This window comes from Micropruina glycogenica (genome assembly GCF_900289045.1).
GTDB classification, from domain to species: domain Bacteria; phylum Actinomycetota; class Actinomycetes; order Propionibacteriales; family Propionibacteriaceae; genus Micropruina; species Micropruina glycogenica.
In genome coordinates this window covers 2,557,270-2,577,324 of sequence record NZ_LT985188.1, presented here as the reverse complement: position 1 = coordinate 2,577,324, position 20,055 = coordinate 2,557,270, and the positions used below count along the sequence as shown (strand labels likewise).

Below are 20,055 nucleotides of genomic sequence, written 5' to 3'. Positions count from 1 at the left end.
CGCGCGTTGCGCTGATGCTAGCGCGCGTCGACCCCGGCGGTGATGGCGGCAATCTGTTCCGCGCTTACGGCGACGGGGTGGCCGAAGGCGCCTTCGAACCGGCAGGCGGCGGCGCCGGACCTCGCCCCCTCAGCCATTGCCGCCGCCACCGATGCCCCGAGCGTCCAGTGGTGGAGGAAGCCAGTGATGAAGGAGTCGCCGGCGCCCAATGCGTCCACTACCGAGGTCGGGACGATCGCCTCATGGTGCTCCTCCGCTGTGGTGTACGCGTACGCCCCCGCGCGTCCTGCGGTGACGAGCGCCACCTGCGGGCCATGCGCCAGGACGCGGCGTCCGAGTGCCCGACGATCCTTGTCGCCGAGGTGGGCACCGGAGAAGCACGCGACTGAGATGTGCGGTAGCAGGGTCTGGATGGCGCTCATCTCGGGCGCTTCCGAGAAGTCGTAGCTCACAGGCGCAAGTTCGGCGAGGCGGGGCAGAAGGTGGTCGATTCCCGAGTAGATGGATGTGTGGATCAATCGTGAGGCCGCCAGCCGCTGTTCGTCTTTGGGCGTCAGGCGCAGCGAGAGCGAGCGCTGGACGCCGCCGCGGTTCGAGCCGACGAAGATGCGGTCCCCGTCGGGAGCCACGTCAACCAGCGCCTGCCCGGACGGCCCATGAGCCCGGCGGATCCCCTCGGCGTCGATGTCCAGTTCGCGAAGGGTAGCGACGATGTGGTCGCCGAACTCGTCGTCGCCAACGATGCCGGTGAAGCTGGCGGGGGCTTTGTGGATCAGGGCGGCGTAGGCGGCGACGTTGTACGCGTTGCCGCCTGGATAGGCGCGCCTACGGTCCCGAAACACGTCGACGACGTTGTCGCCGATGCAGGCGATTGGGCGAGGTGTGTCCATGGCTTACCCCTTCACACTGCCAGCGGTGATACCGGCGATCAGGAAGCGTTGCCCCAGGAGGAATACGACCACGACGGGCACCGCCGCGATGGTGAGGCCGGCCAGCAGGACGCCCCAATCGGTCGCCAAGGCGTCACGGAAGGCCATGAGGCCGGCCGGGATGGTTCGCAGGCTGTCGCTGTCGACGAAGATCAGCGCGAAGAGGAACTCGTTCCACGTGTAGTAGATCGTGAGGATGGCGGCTGTAGCGAGGACGCCCGCACTGACGGGCCAGTAGACGTTGAGGAAGGTCCGAAGCGAGCCGCAGCCGTCGAGACGGCTGGCCTCTTCGAGTTCTCGGGGCACCTCCAGGAACACCGCGCGTATGAGCAGGATGGCCATCGGGAGTCGATAGGCGACGTAGGGCAGGATCATCGCGGTGTAGGTATCGAGGAGACCGAAACGACCCAGCAGATCGTAGAGGGGGACGATGCTGACCTGGGGTGAGATCACCAGCGCGCCCATCACGATCAGCATCGTCAGCCGCGCCGCCCAGTTCCGCAGGCGCACCAGGGAGTAGGCGGCGAGGGCCGCTACGGCCAAGACGGCGGCAGTGGTGATGGCCGTGACGAAGAGGCTGTTCACGAAGTACTGCGAGACGCCCATTTCCCAGGCCTTCGAGTAGTTGTCGAAGCGCCAGGTGCTGGGCAGGCTCCATGGTCGTCCATAGACCTCGAGGGTGGGCTTGAACGAACTGACGATCATCCACAGCAGCGGGAACGCGAGGATGAGCGCATACGCCGTCAGGACAAGTCGTCCCGGGAGCAGCCGGACGCCGGCGACATACGGAAGTCGCATGTTGCTCACTCCTTACCGGTGCGGAACAACGTCGCCTGCGCGACAGACAGCACCAAGGTGATGACGAAGATGAGCGTGGCCAGCGCGGAAGCGTAGCCCATCTCATTCTGGAAGAATCCGACCCGGTACATGTACGTGGCGAGTACCTGGCTCGCGTTGCCGGGCCCGCCGCCGGTGAGGATGTAGGGCTCGGCAAATACCGTGAACGCTCCGCTCACGGTCAGCACCATGACCACGAAGATCATCTCGCGGGTTTGCGGCAAGGTGATGCTCACGTATTGACGCAGCAGTTTCGCGCCGTCGAGCGCGGCCGCCTCGTACAGCTCTGTTGGGATGTTCTGCATCGACACGATGAACAGCAGCATGGTGTAGCCGATGCTCTGCCACTGCGAGACGCTGATCACCGCGAAGATGGCCGTTGTGGTGTCGCCCAACCATGGGTGCGCCAATTGTCCAAGCCCGACCGCTTGAAGCAGACCGTTGAGCAGACCGTCGGAGGCGTCGAAGATGAACGTGAACAGAATCGCAACCACGGTCATCGACAACAACACGGGAAGAAAGAAGAAGGACCGGGCAGCAACGGCGAGTCGTGACGGGAGCACGACCAGCACAGTGGCGGCAAGGATGTGTGCGATGAACACTTGGAACAGCACCGACACCAGGGCGTACAGGACGTTGTTCGTCAACGCCGTCCAGACGATCGGGTCGGCGATCAGCTGTCGATAGTTGTCGAGGCCGACGAAGGTCTTCTCGGCGCTGCCCAAGGTGAACTCGCTGAAGCTGAAGCCGACGTTTGCGGCCAGCGGATAGAGGATGAAGACACCCAGGAAGATGAGCGCGGGCAACAGGAACAGGTAGTCGAGCGCACGTTCGCCGGCACTTCGCATGTCGTCTCCTTTCGCCTGAGGGGCGGACGCGATCAGCGGGCGCCGTCGCGGGGGCGGCCCGGTCGGGCCCGGGGACCCGACCAGGACCGAGAGGCTCAGCCGCGGACCTTCTTGGCGGTCGCCTGAACCGCCTGCATGACATCGGTCGGCGTCTTCTGTCCACCGAGAAGCAGCTGCGTCTCGCTGAGGTAGGTGGACACCAGACGCTGGTCGAGCGCGTTGTCGAGCCAGGGCGTCATCTCGCTGGAGGCGGCAATGTTGTTCGCCATCTCCTTGACGCTGTCAGGCGCGCTGGACCTGTCGACGCCGCCCTTGATCGCCGTCAGCTCACCTGTCTGGTTCGTCCACTCGACGCCCATCGCCTCGCTGAGCAGGAACTTGAACAGCTTGACCGCCTCCTCGGGGTGCTTGGAGTTCTTCGCGATCATGAAGCCCTCCGGCGCACCGGTCAGTTGCGATTGGTCACCCTTCCCGCCGGGCATGCTCGGGAAGTTGAACGTACCCCACTCCAGACTGCTGCCCTTGAAGTAGTCGTACTCGGCGCCCTCCAGATACATCATCGCGGCCTTACCTGCGATGAACCCGTCCCGCGCCTGCTGATGGGCCACCGCGTTCGGGGTCGGGGTCATGTACGGCAGCAGGTCGGCGAACCGCTGGAGCGCGTCGACGTAGCCGGGGTCGGTGAACTCCCCAGTCTTCGGCTCGTAGTCCTTCTTCGTGACCGCGGGGTCCAGGATGCGCTGGTTGAGCGTCCCGACGTAGTGCGCGATCGTCCACTGATCCTTGGAGCCGTAGGCGATGGGCAGGATCCCGGCGGCCTTGAACTTGGCAGCGGCGTCAAGCAATTCCTGCCAGGTCTGGGGCGGAGTGACACCCTGGTCCGCGAAGAGCTTCTTGTTGAAGAACCAGAACTTTCCGATCATGCCGATCGGGAGCCCCACCTGCTTGCCGCCCACCTGGAACGGCGGCAGTTGGTTGGCCACGAACTGGGACTTGAACGCAGCATCCTTGGTCAGGATGTCGTCCAGTTCCAGCACGTTGCCGGTCGCGACGAGGGACGCCGCGAAGGAGCCGCTCCAGGAGAAGAAGACATCAGGGGCTTGCGGTGAGCCGACGCTGACACGCACCTTGTCCTTGTAGGTGTCGTTGATCACCTTGTCGATCTTCACCGAAATGCCCGGGTTGGCAGCGGTGAACTTCTTGACCAGCGACTCGAAGTAGCCGTTCTTTGGCTCCATCGGCCAGCGGTGGAACAGAGTGAGCTCGGTCGTTGCGCCCGCGCCGGTGGTGGCAGTCGACCCTCCGCTCGTCGACGAACAGGCGGCCACGCCTCCGGCGACGGCGACGGCGGCGGTTCCGAGGAGGAAGTTCCGGCGATTGATCATGTTCAGATGCCTTTCAGTATTCCATGCGCCACATGTAGCGGCGGACAGACAGCGGGTGACCTCTGTGGTCGGCAAGACGTTCGGCATAGAGCCGTAGCAGCGGGGTGAACACCAGGTGCGCGAAGGAGGGACGCAGCGCCTCGGGAACTAGGGCGAGATCCCACTCTGCGGCGTCCAGGGTCAGGACGTCGTCGGACTTCGTGACGAGGAACGCGTGGGTGCGCTCGTCGATCGGACGCGAGACCCCAAGACCGAGGAGGTCGATGAACGGCACGTCGAAGTCGGTGATCTCGAAGGGACCGTGGAAGTACTCGGCGCTGTTGATGCCCTGGCTGTGCACCCAGAGCATCTCCTGAAGCAGACAGATCGCGAACGAGTACGCGCTGCCGTAGTTGGGTCCGGATCCTAGCGTGTAGATGAGTCCGGAACGGGCGTGGGCCTTCGCCCAGGCGTCCGCTCGGTCGTAGTGCGCGGCCAGCAGACCCTCCACAATGCCATCCAGCGCAGCGACCGCATCGGTGGCCGGCGCCAAGGTTGACGAACTCGTTGCGCGGTCCACGAGCGCATGGATGATTCGGTAAAGGATTGGTGCCGACGTGTAGGCGTAGCGCTTGGCGTCGCCATGCTGATAGCCAATGACGAACTCGGACGCCAGTGCGAGCGGGGATTCGAGCTCGTGCGTCAGGGCGATGGTGAGGGCGCCTTGCTCCCGGGCGAACCTGGCCGCCTCGACGGTTTCTGGCGTGTCGCCGGAGTGGGAGCAAAGGACGACGAGGCTGTTCGGGCCGAGCGACTTCGGCGCGCGTGTCGTGAATTCGCGGGCGTTCAGCGCGTGAGCCTCGAGAACCGTCGACGACTGAAGGACGTGCTGCAGAGGCATCATCAGCGCGAACGAGCCACCGCACGCCGTCAGGAAGACGTTGCTGATCTGTGGTCGGGAACGGAGGGCGTCGACGGCGGCTGAGACCCGCTCGTCGATCCGTTCGGGGGTCAAAACTTCAGGGGGATTCATGACTTCCTTTCGCATCACGTTATAGAGACGTCATGGGCAATGATGCACCGCTTTCGCCCGCGCTGCAAGGGGTTTGCCAACATGAGTACCTGGCATCCGGTTCCGCGGCACCCACCAGTCGACACCCGAGCGCTGTGGTCGCCGTGGCGCCAGCAAGGAAAAGGCCGCCCGCATCTCGAACGCAGCCACCAACACCTCGCGGAGGCTGCCGGCCGCAAGGGCGCAACTGCCAAGGACTACGACGAACGCACCCGAGCGCAGCTACTCCAGCGTGCCTGAGGGCGTGCAGCAGGGCGGTTTCTTCACCTGGGTTCAACGCCACGACGCCTGAAACGGTCGTGGCCGCGCCGGGCGGTGAAAAGCGAATACGCACCACGACCCGTTCGCGATAGGGATCGAGAAACTCCAGGAGCTCCGCCAGGGAGGGCGCTCATGGGCCCCATCTCGACCGATCGAACCCGATCGAACCCCACGCGAACGGGGCAACCGCGCCAATCAGCAGGCCGTCCGGGCCTACGTCCAGCCCACCTCGCACCCGAACCGCGCTGGCGATCACGAGCACCGCGGTGCCCAGCAACTGAGTCCACACCCAGAGGCCGCCGGTGCCCTGCGTGGTGCGAAACAGCAGCCAGGCGAAGGTGCCTGAGAACAGCAGCACGCCGAAGTCCCAGGGCCACCAGTACCAACGAGTCGATCTGAACACCGAACTCCCCGCGCCAGCCTAACGACGAGCGGTTCAGGCCATGTCGTGCGGGCCTCAGCGTGCCCGCGTCGTCGGCAACTTGGTGCCGGCGGCCTGACGCTCTTGCAGCACCTCGCGACGAAACCGATACAGGCGCGCCGGACGGCCCCCGGTGCCGGCCAGTTCGCCGGTGTCTTCGACCAGGTGCTGCTGCTCGACCAGCCGGCGGAAGTTCTGCGTGTGCACGGGCTGGCCCGCCAGCGCCTCGACGCACGACTGCAACTGACCCAGGGTGAACGTGGCGGGCATCAGTTCGAACACGACGGGTCGATACTGAATCTTGGCCCGCAGTCGGGCGATGCCGGTGGCGAGCACGCGCCGGTGGTCGCCGTGCATGCGCTCGCCGGGCAGGTCGGTGTCGTGGGGTGCGTCCGGCGATTCGGGCACCAGGCCGGCCTCGAACAGCACTTCGTAGCGCTGCAGGGTCAGATCGGGCTGCCAGGCCCGGTCGTCCAACCCGAAGGTGATTGCGCAGCGTTGGCGACGGGCCCGCGACGAGCCGTGGCTGGCCCAGGCCCGTAACGCGGGGGCGATGGTGTCGGCTACCAGCGTGCCGCCGTCGCGATGGTCCTCCCAGGGGAACAACTCGTACCAGCTCTGCCACGAGCCCGCCCCTACCCGCGGCCCGCGCACGAGGCCCAGGTACGACACCGAGATGGTGCGCGCGCCGCTGCCGTCGCGATCGCGATCGGCGAAGGTGTAGAGCTGCTCCAGGTAACCGACGCCCAGACCCGTTTGCTCTTCGACCCAGGCCCGGACGGCGGTCTGCAGCGAACGGTGCGACGGCAGCAACGGCCCCGAAGGCAGCCGCGGAGCGTCGGGCAGGGTCAGCACGCAGGGTTCGCCGTTCACCAGGGCCACGATCACCGCCAACACCTCGGCCGTGGTCGGCTCGGTGGACATCGGGGAGGCTCCTTCGTCGCTTCGGCTGACAGCAGAATAGCGGCCGCACCGCCACGATCCTGTGAGTTGGCCAAGTGCTGCCGGCGGCTATTGGATTGTGGGCTCCGGCCGTCTAGAGTCACATACAAGGAGCCCGGGAAGTGACTTCTTCAAGAGTCGGCAAAGGATTGAAAAGCCGACCGCGTCCAATGCAGGACGCATCCCCTGTCCTTCCCGGGCTCGCCAACGTTCAGGCTCTGACCAGGCATTTCGCCAGGTGCTTGTAGCACTCGTGAACTCGTCTGTCCAGTGCCCGGAAGGGTGACCAACAGCGACGTGGCCCTTCGCCAGAACAAACATTCATGCAACATAGATGTGGGTTCGTGAATGGTGTTGCGGAGCCAACGGATCAGGCGATACCCAGGTACTCCTCGAGGGTGAGGTTGGTGTTGGCGCCGAATCTCTTGGCGTCGGCGCCACCGATGTAGCGGTAGTGCCAGGGCTCGAACGCGTAGCCGGTGATCTTCTCCTTGCCGTTCGGGTATCGCAGAATGAACCCGTAACGCCAGGCGTTGGCCCACAACCATTTGCCGATGCGGGTGTTGCGAATGCCGACGCCCCAGGTGACGCCGTCCCACAGGTCGACGGCCAGCCCGGTCTGGTGCTCACTGCGTCCGGGCGCCGCGTTGTAGCGCCGGGCCAGCGTTTCGCTACCGTACTCGCGAATCTTGCTGGCCAGAATCTGGGCCTGCAGGGCGTAGCTGCGGTAGCCGCTGCGCACCAGAATGCGCACGCCCTGCTTGCGAGCCGCAGCCACCATGTCGGTGAGCGCCGCCCGGGTCTGTTTGGTCAGTCCGTTGGGTGAGGTGACACTGGTGCGGCGGTAGGCGGCGTTGATCGGGTGCTTCTTCGACACCACCGCGATGCCGTTCACCGTGAACGGCTGATTGCGTTGGGCTGCCGTCCGGGTGTCTTTGGGCGCGGTGGTCGTGGACGGGCTGGGCGTCGGCTTGGTCGCGGTCGTCGAAGCAGCGGTCGTGGCGCTGGGCGAGGCGGACGAAGCGGCTGGGCTCGCCGACGTCACGGCCGTGGTGGTCGGCGAAGGCGCTGTGGACTGCGATGCGGCCGGCGCGGAGGCCGAACAACCGGTCAGCACGAGGACGGCGACCAAGCCGGTCAGTCGCAGCGGGTGGGGCACCCGCCCACGATAAACCACCGTCAAAGGAGATCCCGGCATCCGCCGGGACGTGAGGGGGTCACCCCAGACTCGCCGGGAGACGTGGGGTCACATGCCGAAATCGAACTTCCATCGAAGCCCGCCTTCACGGGGACGCGGGTTCATCACCACCAGATCGGCGATGGTCTTGATCACCATCAGCAGGGTGACGACCAGGGCACCGGTGGTGACCGGCAGGCCGTGCGCGGCCAGCCAGCCCAGGACGTCGCCGACGGGACCGGTGCCCGGGCGGCGACCCAGCTGCGACATGACCAGAAAGAAACCCAGCAGCGTGGTGAGATGCAGCACGAACAGCCGTGGGTAGGGTGCGGTGAAGGCCTGGTCGGGGGTGACGGTGCGCCGCTGCTCGCCGATGAACCACGTGGTGGCCAGGTCGACCACGTAACGCAGGGCGATCAGCAGGGCGGGCACCGCGAGCGACCAGAAGCCCACCTGCATGCCGATCGAGACGGCGATGATGCCGGCGAACACGCCGTGCACCAGCGCGAAAATGCCGTAGTGCACCGTGAAGAAGAGCACCTTCGCGACCCGCGATCCAGTCGGCGCGCCGGGCTGCAACCCGCCCTGGGCGGTGGCGATGCGCACCGCGGTCACGACGCCCAGAATCACGTTCTCGACCCAGAACAACACCAGCACGTTGCCCGGTGGCCAGCCCCAGGCCAGCACTCCGGCCAGCACGAACAGATTGGTGAACAGTGCCCACCCGAGGTCGAGCCAGCGTGCGCGCGGGAGCATGGCTTCACGATAGGGGCCAGCGGGTGCGCTCCTCGGCCAGGTTCGCCCGGGCCGCCTGCTGCCACAGGGCCCGGCCACGCTCTGTTCTGAACAACTGCTCGCGGCCCAACAGGTCATCGATGACGCGCAGGCGGCCCTTCGCGAACTGCTCGTCGTCGAAGCGCGCGTACTCGTCGCGGACGTCGCGCACATACACGTGGTAGCGGCCGCGGTTCAGGGCCAGCACCGACAGGTCGGCGTCGCTCAGCAACTGCCCGTTGCGGTCGTCGGGGGCCGGGTCGTGGTCGATCGTGCCGAGCACCAGCCGGCTCACCTCGGCGACCTCGTCGTCGCCGATCAGCCCGCCGAGCAACGCAGGGGCCAGCGCGGCCGACGCGCGCTCGTCGGCGCCCGGCTCGCCCTGGTACACCGCGTCGTGCAGCCAGGCGGCCAGCAGCACCGGGCGGGGGACGGGATCGGGTGCGCACAGCGCGTCCAGCGCCTGCAGGCACTGCGCCAGGTGCCTCACGTCGTGGTAGCGGCGGTGCGGTTCGCTCCAGCGCTCGAGCAGGTCGTCGCGCACCGCCTCGTTGCCGGGCAGCCCCAGTCGCTGCCACGCCGCGACCAGCGCCTCACGAGCGGCCGGACGACGTGGGGTGCGGTCGGCCGGACGCACCCGCAAGCCGCCCGCGACCAGTCGCCGCAGCAACTCGGTCGGGCTCACCTCGACCGCGCCCTGGGCGATCAGATCGGGGTAGCGGGCCACCGGCACGTCGTAGTGGTCGTGGTCGAAGGCCCGGGCGGGCAGCCCGGCGGCGCGGGCGAAGGCATGCAACTCGTCCAACGAGGTGTCAGACACCAGGTGGCCGAACTGCGTGCCGTGGGCGGGCCAGCGCGGGGGATCGACCAGCACCGCCATGTCAGTGGCCGGCGAGCAGGTCGTGCAGCCGCACGAGCTCGGCGTAGACCGCGTCGATGCTGGCGTCGATGGCTTCGTAACCCACGAACGCTTCGTGCTCGACGTGCGTGCGCACCCAGGGAATCGCGATCGCCGCGCGTGCCGTGACCAGCCCCAAAGCCCCGAGCACCGGGCTGAGCGCGGTGGCCGCGCGCAGGCCGCCGCTGATGCCGCCGTAGCTGGCCAGCGCCACCGGCTTGCCCGCCCATTCTTTGCTGAGGTGGTCGAGCGCGTTCTTCAGCGGCCCGGTGAACGAGAAGTTGTACTCGGGCAGCACGATCAGGTACGCATCGCCCCGGCTGATGGTCGCGCTCCAGGCCTTCGTGTGGTCGTGGGTGTAGCGGCCCAGGCGTGGGTGGTTGGGTTCGTCCATCAGCGGCAGGTTCACCTCGGCCAGATCGATCACCTCGACCGCGAACTTCTCGCGGTTCTCGATCGCGCCGACGATGTAATCGGCGACCGGCTTGCCGACACGACCTTGACGGACGCTGGCGATGATGACCTGCAGAAGTGGTTTCGACAAGGCACGTCCTTTCGTGTGAGCGCGCCCGGCCTAGCCGTGCACGTCGTGCAGGTGATGCTCCAGATCGTGCAGAAAGTAGACCGCCAGGGTGGCCACGGTGAACTGCGAACCGTTGCTGCGGGTGCCGGCGCGCTGCCACTGATCGGCCCGGACGGCGGCGAAGGCGTCGGCGGTGTGCCCGGCCGCCTCGGCATACTCTGCGGCCACGGTGCCGGGGTGCTGCGCGTGGTAGCGATCGGCAACCGCGGTCTGGTCCTGATCCCAATTGGCGAAGGTGGGGTTCGGCTCGCTGAGCAGCTGATGCAGCCGGGCGCCGAAGATCACGCACACATCGCGCACGTGGCAGCCGTACTCGAGCGTCGACCAGACAGCAGGATCATGGCGCTGGGCGGCGTCGGCACGCTGCAGCGCCGCCACGAACCGCGGAATCGTGGCCCGCACCCGCTGCGCCACCTCGGTGGGCTCGGGCGGGTTGAAGCCGCATTCGGGGCAGCCCTGCTCGATCACCCAGGTCCAGTCCTTGGTGTCGGGCTCGATCGCGTCAGGTTCGGTCATCTCAATCGTCGAGGCCGAACGTGGCGGTGAACGACGCGCTGTCGATGGCGTGGGACAGCAGGGTGAACCGGCAGGCCGCGCTGGTGGCCTCGTCGGGGACGTCCAGTTTCTCGACATCGAGGGCGTGCACGGTGAACACGTATCGATGAGCCGGCCCTGGCGGCGGGCACGGGCCGCCGTAGCCGACGTAGCCGTAGTCGTTTCGCCACTGCCGCATCGCGGCGTCGGGGCCCTGCCCGGCCGACAGTGACGTCTGCGCCGTGGCGATGTCGAAGGCGATCCAGTGCCACCAGCCGCTGCCCGTCGGGGCGTCGGGGTCGAAGCAGGTCACGGCGTAGCTTTTCGTGCCCTCTGGAGCGCCCGACCAGGTCAGGTCGGGGCTGACGTTGCTGCCACCGCACTGGGGTTCGCAATAGGTGAGTTCGATGGTGGAGCCGTCGGAAATGGCTTCGCTGTGCAGCTGCATGCCCTCACCCTAACCTTGACCCATGACGTCGGTGGAGGTGCTCGCGGGCTGCCGCGTGATCGTTGAACTGCCGGTGGCCGATGCAGACGACCTGATCGCAGCGGGCGAGTTGCTGATTCAAGAGCACCTCGACTGTTGGACGGTGCCGTACGCGCGACGCGACGAGCTGGCCGCCCTGCGCGCGGTGTTCGGCCGGCGCGTGCGGCTGGGGGTCGCCGACCTGCGCGACACCGGCCAGGTGGAGCGCGCCCTGGCGGCAGGGCCCGACCTGCTGCTGTCGCCGTTCGCGACCGCCGCCCTGGTGGCGGCCGCGGCGGACACGCCGCTGGTGCTCGGGGGTCTCACCCCCTCGGAACTCAGTGCGGCGCTGCGCTTCGGCACCGCCGCCGTACAGGTGCTGCCGTGTGACGCGTTGGGTTCGCTGTACGCCCGCACGGTCACCGGCCTGTTCGCCGACGAGCCGCTGATCGCCACCGGCCGGCTCGAGCGCTTTCAGTGTGAGCTCTGGCTGGACGCCGGCGCGGTTGCGGTATCGCCCACCGGCGCGTTCAGCACCGACGACGTCGAAGACCCCGACCTGACCGATCTGCGGCGTCGGGCCCAGGGCTACAACTTCGCCTGAACCTGAGCTGAGCGTCAGCCGCGCCGCCGCCGGCGCAGCACCGCGCCGATGCCGAACAGCACGACCATCACGCCGAGCAGTCCCGAGGCCACCACGATCAACTGGTCGATCAGCGGGCTGCCGCTGGTGGGCAGACCGTTGCGGCCCCCCTGATCGCTGGGCAGGGTGGCCGCCGGCGCCGGGCCGGCCGGCTGCTGCAGGCCGGCTGCCACGCCCTGCTGACCTGATTCGACTCGCACCGGCAGGGTCAGGCTGGCCGCAGCCGCGTCGGCGCTGCCCTGAAAGCTGACCACCAACTCGACGGTGCCCGAGGTGGGCATCGCGTCGGGCAGCGGCACGTACACCTCGAACGCGCCGCCGCTGCCGGTGAGTGACTGCAGCTCGTCGGCCTGCGGCGCTCCCGCCACGGCGACCATGACCAGCGCCCCGGTCAGGGGTCGCTGCTTGGCGTCGCGAAGGGTGCCGGCGACCGGCACCAGAGCGCCCGGCGCGCCCGTGTCGGTGGCCGTCTTCGCCCTGATCGTCGCGGGCTGCGGGCCGCGCTGCGCAGGCGCAGCTTGGGCGGTGCTCACGCCCAACAGCACCGCGACGGTGAGTAGAGAAAGCAAGACGATGACCCGGCGCATCAGTGCCCCCGACCCGTAGCCGATTGGTTGCTGAGAAGTTCATCGTCCACGGGCGGACGGTGCCCGCCGCGCAGGCACGCCGTGGTCGTGCGGATTCGCAGATTTGGGGACGCGCGAATCCTTAAGGTACCTTAAGAACCGACATTCGTTTTCTCAGGGGGTTGTCCCGCATGTACCAACCGCGACGGGCCGGTGGCTCCGCCTTCGAGCAGGTGGCCGAACACCGACCCAGCCGCGCTGTGGGGCCTGCTCCGCGCGCCTGGTACGCGGCTGCCGCCAATCGGCTCGGAGCGATCTTTCTCGGTCTCGCCGTCACCGGCACCGCGGGCGCACTGACCCTGGCCGGCACCGCCGCTGCGGCGCCGATCGCCGCCCCGATGACCACTCCCGATCCGTCTTCCCGTGACGCGGCCATCTCGCGCGCCGACGCCCGTCCGCAGATCGCGGCCGAAGACGCGCTCGCCGTGGCCGCCGCGACGCAAGAGCTTGCCGAGGCCGAGCTGCAGCCCACAAAGACCATGTACGCGAAGAAGGCGGTCACCGTCGTCGCGGCCCCCGACGCCGACGCCAAGAAGGTCGGCTCGGTGAAGATCGCCGGCAAGCTCACCGTGACCCCCGAAACCGACGGCAAATACCGCCTGGTCGAGTTCAAGGGCGAGCAGGCGTGGGTGCTCAAGGCCTCGCTGTCGAACAGCAAGCCGAGCGCCGACCAGACCGCCGACGGCAGCGCGCCGGCCGCGACCCGCAGCGTTCCCGCGGGATCGGTGCTGGGCCTCAAGCCCGTCGCCATGGTGGTGTACCGGGCCGTGATGGCTCGCTGGGACGTGAAGAACGTCGGCGGTTACCGCACGCACAGCCTTTCGGTGCACCAGTTCGGCCGGGCGATCGACTTCATGACCTACGGCAACACCGCCCAGGGCTACGCGGTTCGCGACTTCTTGGTGGCGCACGCCAAAGAGTTCCACGTCGACCACATCATCTACCGGCAACAGATCTGGACGCCGTACAACCCGACCTGGCGTCACATGGCCGACCGGGGCAGCCCCACGGCCAACCACATGGATCACGTGCACGTGGCGGTCGACAACGCCTGAGCCCTCGGCTCAGACGGCGAGAGATTCTGCCGCGCTGGTGCACCCGCGCCCGGCGCGCTGGTTAGGCTGCAGGCATGCAGACTCCCGTTGACCCCACCAAGACCGAGGCCTGGCACAAGCTGTCGGCGTTGCACGACGCGTTCGTGCCCGACCTGCGCGGCGCCTTCGACGCCGACCCCCAGCGGGCCGAGAAGTACTCGTTCACCGCGGCAGAACTGTTCGTCGACCTGTCGAAGAACCTGATCGACGGAGCAGTGCTCAAGGCGCTGGTCGACCTCGCCGACGAGGTCGGGGTGCCGGCGCACCGCGACGCCATGTTCGCGGGCGAGCGCATCAACGTCACCGAGAACCGCTCCGTGTTGCACACCGCGCTGCGTCGGCCCAAGGGCGACGTGCTCGAGGTCGACGGCGTGAACGTGGTCGAGCAGGTGCACGAGGTGCTCGACGCCATGTACGCCTTCGCCGACCGGGTGCGCTCAGGCGAATGGGTCGGGGTCACCGGCAAGAAGATCACCACCGTCATCAACATCGGCATCGGCGGCTCGGACCTCGGGCCCGTGATGGTCTACGAGGCGCTGAAGCCCTACGTCGAGCCAGGTCTCGAAGCACGGTTCATCAGCAACATCGACCCCACCGACGTGGCCGAGACCACCAAGGGCGTCGACCCTGAGACCGCGCTGTTCATCGTGGCGTCCAAGACCTTCACCACCCTCGAAACCCTGACCAACGCCCGCATGGCCCGTGAGTGGCTGCTCGACGCGCTCACCGAGTCGGGCGCCATCGACGGCTCCGAGGCCCAGCGCGCCGACGCCGTCAGCAAGCATTTCGTGGCCGTCTCGACCGCGCTCGACAAGGTCGAGGCGTTCGGCATCGACCCCGCCAATGCGTTCGGGTTCTGGAACTGGGTGGGCGGACGGTACTCGGTCGACTCAGCGGTCGGCCTGCCGTTGGTGATCACTCTCGGGCCCGACAACTTTCAGAACCTGCTCGAGGGCTTTCACGCCATGGACGAGCACTTCGCCACCGCACCGTCGGCGCAGAACGTGCCGCTGCTGATGGGCATGCTGAACATCTGGTACGTGAACTTCTTCAAGGCCACCTCGCACGCCGTGCTGCCCTACTCGCAGTACCTGCACCGCTTCGCCGCCTACCTGCAGCAACTCACCATGGAGTCCAACGGCAAGGGTGTGCGGCTGGACGGTTCGCCGGTGGTCACCGAGACCGGCGAGGTGTTCTGGGGCGAGCCCGGCACCAACGGCCAGCACGCGTTCTACCAGCTGATCCACCAGGGAACCCAGCTGATTCCGTGCGACTTCATCGCGGTGGCCAACCCGGCGCACCCGCTCAAAGACGGCGACGCCGACGTGCATGAGCTGTTCCTGGCCAACTTCTTCGCCCAGACCAAGGCGCTGGCGTTCGGCAAGACCGCCGACGAGGTGCGCGCCGAAGGCACCGCCGAAGAGATCGTGCCCGCCCGGGTGTTCGTCGGCAACCGGCCCACCACCTCGATCATGGCCCCCGCGCTCACCCCGTCGGTGGTCGGCCAGTTGATCGCGCTGTACGAACACATCACGTTCGTGCAGGGTTCGGTGTGGGGCATCGACAGCTTCGACCAGTGGGGCGTCGAACTGGGCAAGCAGTTGGCCCTGCAGATCGCGCCCGCGGTGGCCGGCGACGCTGCGGCGCTGGAGGCTCAGGACGGGTCGACCAAGAGCCTGGTGGGGTACTACCTGGCGCATCGGGTCTGACTTTCGGCGCGTTCCACCGCGTCTGAGTTCGCCTCGGGATGGCCGCCCACTAGACTGCGGGAGGCGTCCCGGGGCACCAGCCTCGGGCAGATCGTGCGGAGGAACGTCTAGCCCATGACCCTGGCCGAATATGCCACGGAGCACGGTCTCCACCGTGTGGGGGCTCGTCCAAACCTGGTGCAGTACCTGAAGCAGGCCTGGAGTCGTCGCGACTTCGCAATCGCGATGGCGCGGTTCCGCATTCAGGCCAATCAAGAGCGCAACCGGCTGGGCATGCTGTGGCTGGTTCTGCAGCCAATGCTGAACGCGACAATCTACGGACTCATCTTCTACTTCTTGCAGGGCAGCAATCGTCCTGCCGACTACCCGGCCTACATCGTGATCGGCGTGTTTTTGTTCGAGTACTTCTCAAAGTCGCTCAGCAACGGCGCCAAGTCGATCACCGGCAACCGGTCACTCGTGCAATCGCTGGCGTTTCCTCGGCTCACGCTGCCGATCGCCGTGGTGATCGAGAATTTCATGCAGTTGATGCCGATGCTGGGGGTCATGGGGCTCACCCTGATCGTGCTCGGCCATTTTCCCACCTGGGAATGGCTGCTGATGGCGCCGCTGATCGCCCTGTACACGCTGTTCAACGCAGGGGTGGCGATGTTTGCGGCGCGGCTCACCGTGCACGTGCGCGACCTCACACAGATTCTGCCGTTCGTGAACCGCATTCTGTTCTACACCTCGGGCGTGCTGTTTCAGGTCGACAAGATCTTCGCCGCCCACCCGTGGGCGGTACGGCTGTATGACTTTCATCCGCTCTATCAGGTGCTGCAGATCGCTCGCGGACTGTTGATGCACGAGGGCCACTATTCGCTGCACTACTGGCTCTACCTGATCATCTGGTCGGTGCTGATGTGCGTCGGTGGCATGCTCTTCTTCTGGGTGGCCGAGGAGCGCTATGGCAGAGACTGAAAACGGCCGCCGTCCGGTCGTAGTGGTTGACGACCTGCACGTCGTGTACCGGGTGTACGCAGGCGGACGCAGGGCCGAGGGCGGCGACGCCGCGACCCGGCTGCTCACTCGAACACGGGGTCTGCGCACGGTGCACGCGCTCAAGGGCGTTTCGTTCGTCGCCCATGAGAACGAATCGATCGGCGTGATCGGTCACAACGGCTCGGGCAAGTCCACCCTGATGCGGGCGATCACCGGGCTCACCCCGCCCGAATCAGGAGCGGTGTACGCTTCGTCGCGGCCCAACCTGCTCGGCATCGGCGCCGCTCTGCTGGGCGACCTGTCGGGTGAGAACAACATTGTTCTCGGTGGGCTGGCGCTCGGCTTCAACAAGCGTGAAGTGCGCGAGATGCGTGACGACATCGTCGAGTTCGCCGAGCTGCAAGAGTTCATCGACCTTCCGATGCGCACCTACTCATCGGGTATGCAAGCACGGCTCAAGTTCTCTATCGCCACTGCCAAGCAGCACGAGATTCTCATCGTCGACGAAGCGTTGTCTGTTGGTGACAAGGCCTTTCGGGCTCGTAGCGAAGAGCGCATCCGGTCGATTCGCGAGAACGCGGGCACCGTCTTTCTGGTCTCGCACTCGATGGGCTCGATTCGAGATACCTGCGAGCGCACGATCTGGATTCATCGGGGCGAGCTGCGCATGGACGGACCCACTGAAGAAGTGGTCGACACCTACGAGAACTCGCGGCGCTGACACACTGGGGGTTGCCCCGAGTCGGGTCGGCTCAGCAACCGTGAACCTTGCCCTGTACGGAACTACTTGGTCATGTTCACGTTCAACGTCTTGCCAGCGCCCAAGTCGGTCGGGCTCGACTGAGACGACACCCGGTACTGGGTGACGACCGCGTTCTCGACCTTGATCCAGATGCTCACGTTCTTGTACCCCGAGCGAATGAAACGCAGCCAGTGCTCGCCGTCGGACAAGCCCTTGATCGAGTACCAGCCGGCGGCGCCGCCATCGGTGGGCGTTTGGGTGACCGCCTCGACCTCGCGAGCGCTGGTCTGTGCCGTGAGGCTCGACAAGTAAACGCCATTGAGCCCGGTGCCGTTGTACCTGACGGTGCCCGTGATGCTGGCGCCCCTAGCGAGCGTCGTGGTGGCCGCCGTCGCCTTGCCCGTGCCCGAGATGGTCAGGGTCTGGCCGGCCGAGAACACCGGCACGCCCCCCGACGCGCTGGCCGAGGTCCACATCGAGGTGTAGCCGCCGGTGCCCAGGTAGCTGAGCAGCACCTTGTAGCTGCCCGGCCGCACCAGCACCGAATAGGTGCCGTTGGAGGCCACGTCCGACTGGGCCGCGAGTTCACCGCCCGTGCCGTACACCATGGCCACCACGTCACGTCCGGCCGGGCCGTTCACGGTTCCGCTGATGGTGCCACGGGTGACGCGAGTCTTGGCGATCTGGAACGCTGAACGGTCGCTCAGCTGAGCCCCGGTCGAATCGATCACCATGACGCGCACGTAGTAGGTGGTGTTCTCGCTGAGCCCGCTAAGGGTGACTGCCGTGCCGTCGGCGTCCACGGTCTTGGCGCCGGTCATCGCTGAACTGGTCGAGTACTGAACGCGGTAGCGCATGCCGTCTTCGAAACCGCTGGGTTCGTCCCAGCTGACCCGCACGCTGGTCGGCTGCTGCTGCGTCACGGCGAGGTCGCTGGGGGCCGCGATGTCGTAGTTCGACGTGGTGAGGGTGATCTCTTTCGACAGCGGGCTCATCGTCACCAGGGGCGTGTAGTCGGCGGTGCCGAAGGTGCCGATGGCGGGCTGCTGAACCGCGACGCTGATCCAATGCTGGGTGTTCTTGCGCAGCGAATCGGAGTCGTTCTGGCCGTGCAGGGTGAAGTTCTCGACCTGATTCCACACGTAACGTGCCTTGTCGGTGCGGTTGTAGTACCGCACCTTGTAGCCCGGCGCACCCGACACCGGCTGCCAGCTCAACTCGACCGAGGTGCTGGCGATGTTGGCTGCGGCCAGGCCGGTGGGCGTGGCGTAGGAGTAGAAGGTCTTTGCACCAGACGACGTGTTGCCCCACGTGTTCAACGCCGTGCCCGAGCTGTTGTAGCCGGTGACCTGAAAGTAGTAGGTCTTGTTGGCCGACAGGCCCATCACGTTGGTGAACGGCGTCGTGATGTCTTTGTCTTCAACCTTGGTGACGGTGGTGGCGCTGCTCATCGACGACGAGGTCGAATAGCGCACCGTGTACTTGGTTGCGCCGGTGATAGCGGCCCACGAGAGCTTGACGACGTCGGCGCCGAGGGCCTTCACCGTGGGCTTGGGGCCCGAGGCGGCCACCGCCGTGGCGGCGATCGAGACGCCTGCGATGAGCACCACGAGGGCGGTCAGCGTGATCCACAGGCGAGAGGGGCGGCGGGAACGCACAGGAGTGGTCGCGGTCATGTTCTGCTTCCTCACTTGCACGTCTTCGAGCCCTGCGACAACTCGTACCAGCCGGCCAGGTACTGGCCGTAGACCCGGCGGAGGTCGTCTTGGTAGGCAGGCGAGGCGCGCCGCGCGTCGAAGGTGATGGTGTGCTCTTCGCTGTACCGCAGGCCGGCGGTCGACATGTTGGCCGTGCCGTGCAGTGCCCGTCCGTTGTTGCCTGTGGAGGGGCCGATCAGAATGAGCTTGGTGTGCATGGCCACGGCGGTGCACTTGAACGAGATCTTCGCCTTTTTCAGTAGGCCGATCACGGTTTTGGAGATAGTGGTCGCGCCGCCCTGCTGGGTGAGTAGCATCTTCACGTCGCAGCCCCGGCTCTTCAGCCGGGCCAGCGCGTTCGCCATGGTGGTGGCCTTGCTGTCGGTCAGCTTGAACATCGCGATACGAATACGCTTGTCAACGGTGCAGTCCACATTGTCGAAGGCCGCGATGTACGAGTCGACGACGGTCGAGGGCTGCGGGCTGAACGTGACGTAGGTGCCCCGTCCCGAGTCGGTGCCGTGGATCGTGGGGTCCACCCAGATCTTGCGGTCGAGGTAGAGGGTCTTCTTCAGCGTCGACGGGAACCCAGCGTTGCTGGGGCACTTGCTGTTCGCGCAGTAGGTCATCACGTCGTACCGCATGCTGAACTGGTTGAACAGCTCGCGATCGCCGTAGTCGAGGGTCAACTCCTGCATGTAGTTGCGAATCTGGCTGCGCGCCCAGTTGCCCGACGACGAGATCACCGCCGGCATGGCCGAGCTCGCCGCGCGGGCCGAGCCCGAGGCGCCGTCCCAGATCGTGTCGCTGATCGTGACGAATTTCTCGTGGTTGATCGCATACGGGTAGGTCGAGCTGGAGTTCGTGTTCAGGCACCCGTTGGTGCACCACTCGATGCCGTCGGTGTCGCCGGCAGCGGTGTTGGGAATGCCGTCGATGCCCGCGATGGTGAGCAGCCGGCGGTTGATCAGGGCCTTGGCCGAGCCGGGGGTGATGCCCCCGCCGTCGAGCACCAGGCCAACCTTCACGTTTCGGTACTTGACCAGGTATTCGAGTGCGTCGTAGATCACCTCGGGGTCGATCTCGGGGCGGGTGCCGAGCGAGCCGGCCGGGTCACTGCCCGACTTGAGCCCGGGCTGGGTCATGGTGCCGATGGCCCGAATGAAGAACATGCCGATCTTGATCTGGGCGTTCTGTCGAGCGCCGCACAGAATCTGGGCGACCTTCTTGGGGAAGTCCCACGGGGTCTGGTTCAGGGGGTCGTAGAAGCCACGCACCTCCATGTCGTCGATGTTGAACCAGGCTTCGTAGCCACGTGGCGGATCGGTGAGCGTCGGGCAGCTCGAGGTCGTCGGTACCTCGAGCACGCCGTCGGAGTCGGTGTCGAAGGACAGCGCTCCCGCCGGCGCGATTGCCAGTGCTGTCGACAGGCCGAGCACGGCCAGAATCACGACAAT

The 20,055-nt window shown here is 66.5% G+C and carries 22 protein-coding genes; 6 read left to right on the top strand and 16 right to left on the bottom strand.

Features of this window, described 5'->3' with window-relative positions:
- Positions 1-17: 17 nt before the first annotated feature.
- The 5 genes from MPLG2_RS12140 to MPLG2_RS12120 form a co-directional block, all read right to left on the bottom strand.
- Complete coding sequence (locus tag MPLG2_RS12140) at positions 18-890, bottom strand: PfkB family carbohydrate kinase (protein WP_105186358.1); 873 nt, start codon at positions 888-890, stop codon at positions 18-20.
- Positions 891-893: 3 nt separating this feature from the next.
- Positions 894-1,727, bottom strand: coding sequence for a carbohydrate ABC transporter permease (locus tag MPLG2_RS12135; RefSeq protein ID WP_158681141.1), 834 nt, complete (start codon positions 1,725-1,727; stop codon positions 894-896).
- Positions 1,728-1,732: 5 nt separating this feature from the next.
- On the bottom strand, positions 1,733-2,572 hold the full coding sequence (locus MPLG2_RS12130; RefSeq protein WP_197709928.1) for a carbohydrate ABC transporter permease: 840 nt from the start codon (positions 2,570-2,572) through the stop codon (positions 1,733-1,735).
- A gap of 137 nt (positions 2,573-2,709) precedes the next feature.
- On the bottom strand, positions 2,710-3,999 hold the full coding sequence (locus MPLG2_RS12125) for an ABC transporter substrate-binding protein (protein ID WP_158681340.1): 1,290 nt from the start codon (positions 3,997-3,999) through the stop codon (positions 2,710-2,712).
- Between the two features lie 13 nt (positions 4,000-4,012).
- Complete coding sequence (locus MPLG2_RS12120; RefSeq protein ID WP_105187646.1) at positions 4,013-5,011, bottom strand: SIS domain-containing protein; 999 nt, start codon at positions 5,009-5,011, stop codon at positions 4,013-4,015.
- Between the two features lie 94 nt (positions 5,012-5,105).
- Here MPLG2_RS12120 and MPLG2_RS19915 point away from each other — a divergent pair, with 94 nt between their 5' ends.
- Complete coding sequence (locus tag MPLG2_RS19915) at positions 5,106-5,342, top strand: DUF7218 family protein (protein ID WP_425543108.1); 237 nt, start codon at positions 5,106-5,108, stop codon at positions 5,340-5,342.
- 99 nt (positions 5,343-5,441) lie between these two features.
- Here MPLG2_RS19915 and MPLG2_RS12115 read toward each other — a convergent pair whose 3' ends face one another.
- From MPLG2_RS12115 to MPLG2_RS12075, 8 genes are all read right to left on the bottom strand, one after another.
- Complete coding sequence (locus MPLG2_RS12115) at positions 5,442-5,714, bottom strand: hypothetical protein (RefSeq protein WP_158681139.1); 273 nt, start codon at positions 5,712-5,714, stop codon at positions 5,442-5,444.
- 54 nt (positions 5,715-5,768) lie between these two features.
- Complete coding sequence (locus MPLG2_RS12110) at positions 5,769-6,656, bottom strand: NUDIX hydrolase (protein WP_105186353.1); 888 nt, start codon at positions 6,654-6,656, stop codon at positions 5,769-5,771.
- Between the two features lie 388 nt (positions 6,657-7,044).
- Complete coding sequence (locus MPLG2_RS12105; protein ID WP_158681137.1) at positions 7,045-7,833, bottom strand: M15 family metallopeptidase; 789 nt, start codon at positions 7,831-7,833, stop codon at positions 7,045-7,047.
- Between the two features lie 87 nt (positions 7,834-7,920).
- A complete protein-coding gene (locus MPLG2_RS12095) occupies positions 7,921-8,607 on the bottom strand; it encodes a DUF6498-containing protein (protein WP_105186350.1) in 687 nt (228 codons plus the stop codon).
- Positions 8,608-8,611: 4 nt separating this feature from the next.
- Entirely contained in the window at positions 8,612-9,499 is an 888-nt protein-coding gene (locus MPLG2_RS12090) for a DUF4031 domain-containing protein (RefSeq protein ID WP_231935643.1), read from the bottom strand.
- Positions 9,500-9,506: 7 nt separating this feature from the next.
- On the bottom strand, positions 9,507-10,067 hold the full coding sequence (locus MPLG2_RS12085) for an NADPH-dependent FMN reductase (protein WP_105186348.1): 561 nt from the start codon (positions 10,065-10,067) through the stop codon (positions 9,507-9,509).
- A 30-nt stretch (positions 10,068-10,097) separates the two neighbouring features.
- Entirely contained in the window at positions 10,098-10,622 is a 525-nt protein-coding gene (locus MPLG2_RS12080) for a DinB family protein (protein ID WP_105186347.1), read from the bottom strand.
- Position 10,623: 1 nt separating this feature from the next.
- On the bottom strand, positions 10,624-11,088 hold the full coding sequence (locus MPLG2_RS12075; protein ID WP_105186346.1) for a YbhB/YbcL family Raf kinase inhibitor-like protein: 465 nt from the start codon (positions 11,086-11,088) through the stop codon (positions 10,624-10,626).
- Positions 11,089-11,110: 22 nt separating this feature from the next.
- Here MPLG2_RS12075 and MPLG2_RS12070 point away from each other — a divergent pair, with 22 nt between their 5' ends.
- A complete protein-coding gene (locus tag MPLG2_RS12070) occupies positions 11,111-11,710 on the top strand; it encodes a bifunctional 4-hydroxy-2-oxoglutarate aldolase/2-dehydro-3-deoxy-phosphogluconate aldolase (RefSeq protein ID WP_105186345.1) in 600 nt (199 codons plus the stop codon).
- A 14-nt stretch (positions 11,711-11,724) separates the two neighbouring features.
- Here the strand turns inward: MPLG2_RS12070 and MPLG2_RS12065 are convergent, their stop codons facing one another.
- On the bottom strand, positions 11,725-12,336 hold the full coding sequence (locus tag MPLG2_RS12065) for a hypothetical protein (RefSeq protein WP_105186344.1): 612 nt from the start codon (positions 12,334-12,336) through the stop codon (positions 11,725-11,727).
- A 170-nt stretch (positions 12,337-12,506) separates the two neighbouring features.
- Between MPLG2_RS12065 and MPLG2_RS18520 the strand changes: the two genes are divergently transcribed.
- The 4 genes from MPLG2_RS18520 to MPLG2_RS12040 all read left to right on the top strand — a co-directional run bounded on the left by MPLG2_RS18520 (position 12,507) and on the right by MPLG2_RS12040 (position 16,880).
- Positions 12,507-13,430: an SH3 domain-containing protein gene (locus tag MPLG2_RS18520; protein WP_158681135.1), complete on the top strand. Its 924-nt coding sequence runs from the start codon at positions 12,507-12,509 to the stop codon at positions 13,428-13,430.
- 74 nt (positions 13,431-13,504) lie between these two features.
- Entirely contained in the window at positions 13,505-15,178 is a 1,674-nt protein-coding gene (gene pgi, locus MPLG2_RS12050; protein ID WP_105186341.1) for a glucose-6-phosphate isomerase, read from the top strand.
- A 114-nt stretch (positions 15,179-15,292) separates the two neighbouring features.
- Positions 15,293-16,138: an ABC transporter permease gene (locus MPLG2_RS12045; protein ID WP_105186340.1), complete on the top strand. Its 846-nt coding sequence runs from the start codon at positions 15,293-15,295 to the stop codon at positions 16,136-16,138.
- Positions 16,125-16,880 carry an ABC transporter ATP-binding protein gene (locus MPLG2_RS12040; RefSeq protein ID WP_105186339.1) on the top strand — a complete coding sequence of 252 codons (756 nt, stop codon included), beginning with the start codon at positions 16,125-16,127 and terminating at the stop codon, positions 16,878-16,880. Before MPLG2_RS12045 ends, MPLG2_RS12040 begins: the two co-directional genes overlap by 14 nt.
- Before the next feature lie 62 nt (positions 16,881-16,942).
- On the opposite strand, the gene MPLG2_RS12035 is transcribed toward MPLG2_RS12040, so the two are convergent.
- On the bottom strand, positions 16,943-18,577 hold the full coding sequence (locus MPLG2_RS12035; RefSeq protein WP_105186338.1) for a fibronectin type III domain-containing protein: 1,635 nt from the start codon (positions 18,575-18,577) through the stop codon (positions 16,943-16,945).
- A gap of 11 nt (positions 18,578-18,588) precedes the next feature.
- Entirely contained in the window at positions 18,589-20,049 is a 1,461-nt protein-coding gene (locus tag MPLG2_RS12030) for a phospholipase D-like domain-containing protein (protein WP_158681134.1), read from the bottom strand.
- Positions 20,050-20,055: the final 6 nt, after the last annotated feature.

Excerpts from the sequence above, each read along its gene's own strand:
- MPLG2_RS12095 (WP_105186350.1), bottom strand. The coding sequence starts at position 8,607 with ATGCTCCCGCGCGCACGCTGGCTCGACCTCGGGTGGGCACTGTTCACC.
- MPLG2_RS12040 (WP_105186339.1), top strand. The coding sequence starts at position 16,125 with ATGGCAGAGACTGAAAACGGCCGCCGTCCGGTCGTAGTGGTTGACGAC.
- pgi (WP_105186341.1), top strand. The coding sequence starts at position 13,505 with ATGCAGACTCCCGTTGACCCCACCAAGACCGAGGCCTGGCACAAGCTG.
- MPLG2_RS12120 (WP_105187646.1), bottom strand. The coding sequence starts at position 5,011 with ATGAATCCCCCTGAAGTTTTGACCCCCGAACGGATCGACGAGCGGGTC.
- MPLG2_RS12140 (WP_105186358.1), bottom strand. The coding sequence starts at position 890 with ATGGACACACCTCGCCCAATCGCCTGCATCGGCGACAACGTCGTCGAC.
- MPLG2_RS12080 (WP_105186347.1), bottom strand. The coding sequence starts at position 10,622 with ATGACCGAACCTGACGCGATCGAGCCCGACACCAAGGACTGGACCTGG.
- MPLG2_RS12125 (WP_158681340.1), bottom strand. The coding sequence starts at position 3,999 with ATGATCAATCGCCGGAACTTCCTCCTCGGAACCGCCGCCGTCGCCGTC.
- MPLG2_RS12065 (WP_105186344.1), bottom strand. The coding sequence starts at position 12,336 with ATGCGCCGGGTCATCGTCTTGCTTTCTCTACTCACCGTCGCGGTGCTG.
- MPLG2_RS12075 (WP_105186346.1), bottom strand. The coding sequence starts at position 11,088 with ATGCAGCTGCACAGCGAAGCCATTTCCGACGGCTCCACCATCGAACTC.
- MPLG2_RS12070 (WP_105186345.1), top strand. The coding sequence starts at position 11,111 with ATGACGTCGGTGGAGGTGCTCGCGGGCTGCCGCGTGATCGTTGAACTG.
- MPLG2_RS12045 (WP_105186340.1), top strand. The coding sequence starts at position 15,293 with ATGACCCTGGCCGAATATGCCACGGAGCACGGTCTCCACCGTGTGGGG.
- MPLG2_RS12035 (WP_105186338.1), bottom strand. The coding sequence starts at position 18,577 with ATGACCGCGACCACTCCTGTGCGTTCCCGCCGCCCCTCTCGCCTGTGG.
- MPLG2_RS12110 (WP_105186353.1), bottom strand. The coding sequence starts at position 6,656 with ATGTCCACCGAGCCGACCACGGCCGAGGTGTTGGCGGTGATCGTGGCC.
- MPLG2_RS18520 (WP_158681135.1), top strand. The coding sequence starts at position 12,507 with ATGTACCAACCGCGACGGGCCGGTGGCTCCGCCTTCGAGCAGGTGGCC.
- MPLG2_RS12135 (WP_158681141.1), bottom strand. The coding sequence starts at position 1,727 with ATGCGACTTCCGTATGTCGCCGGCGTCCGGCTGCTCCCGGGACGACTT.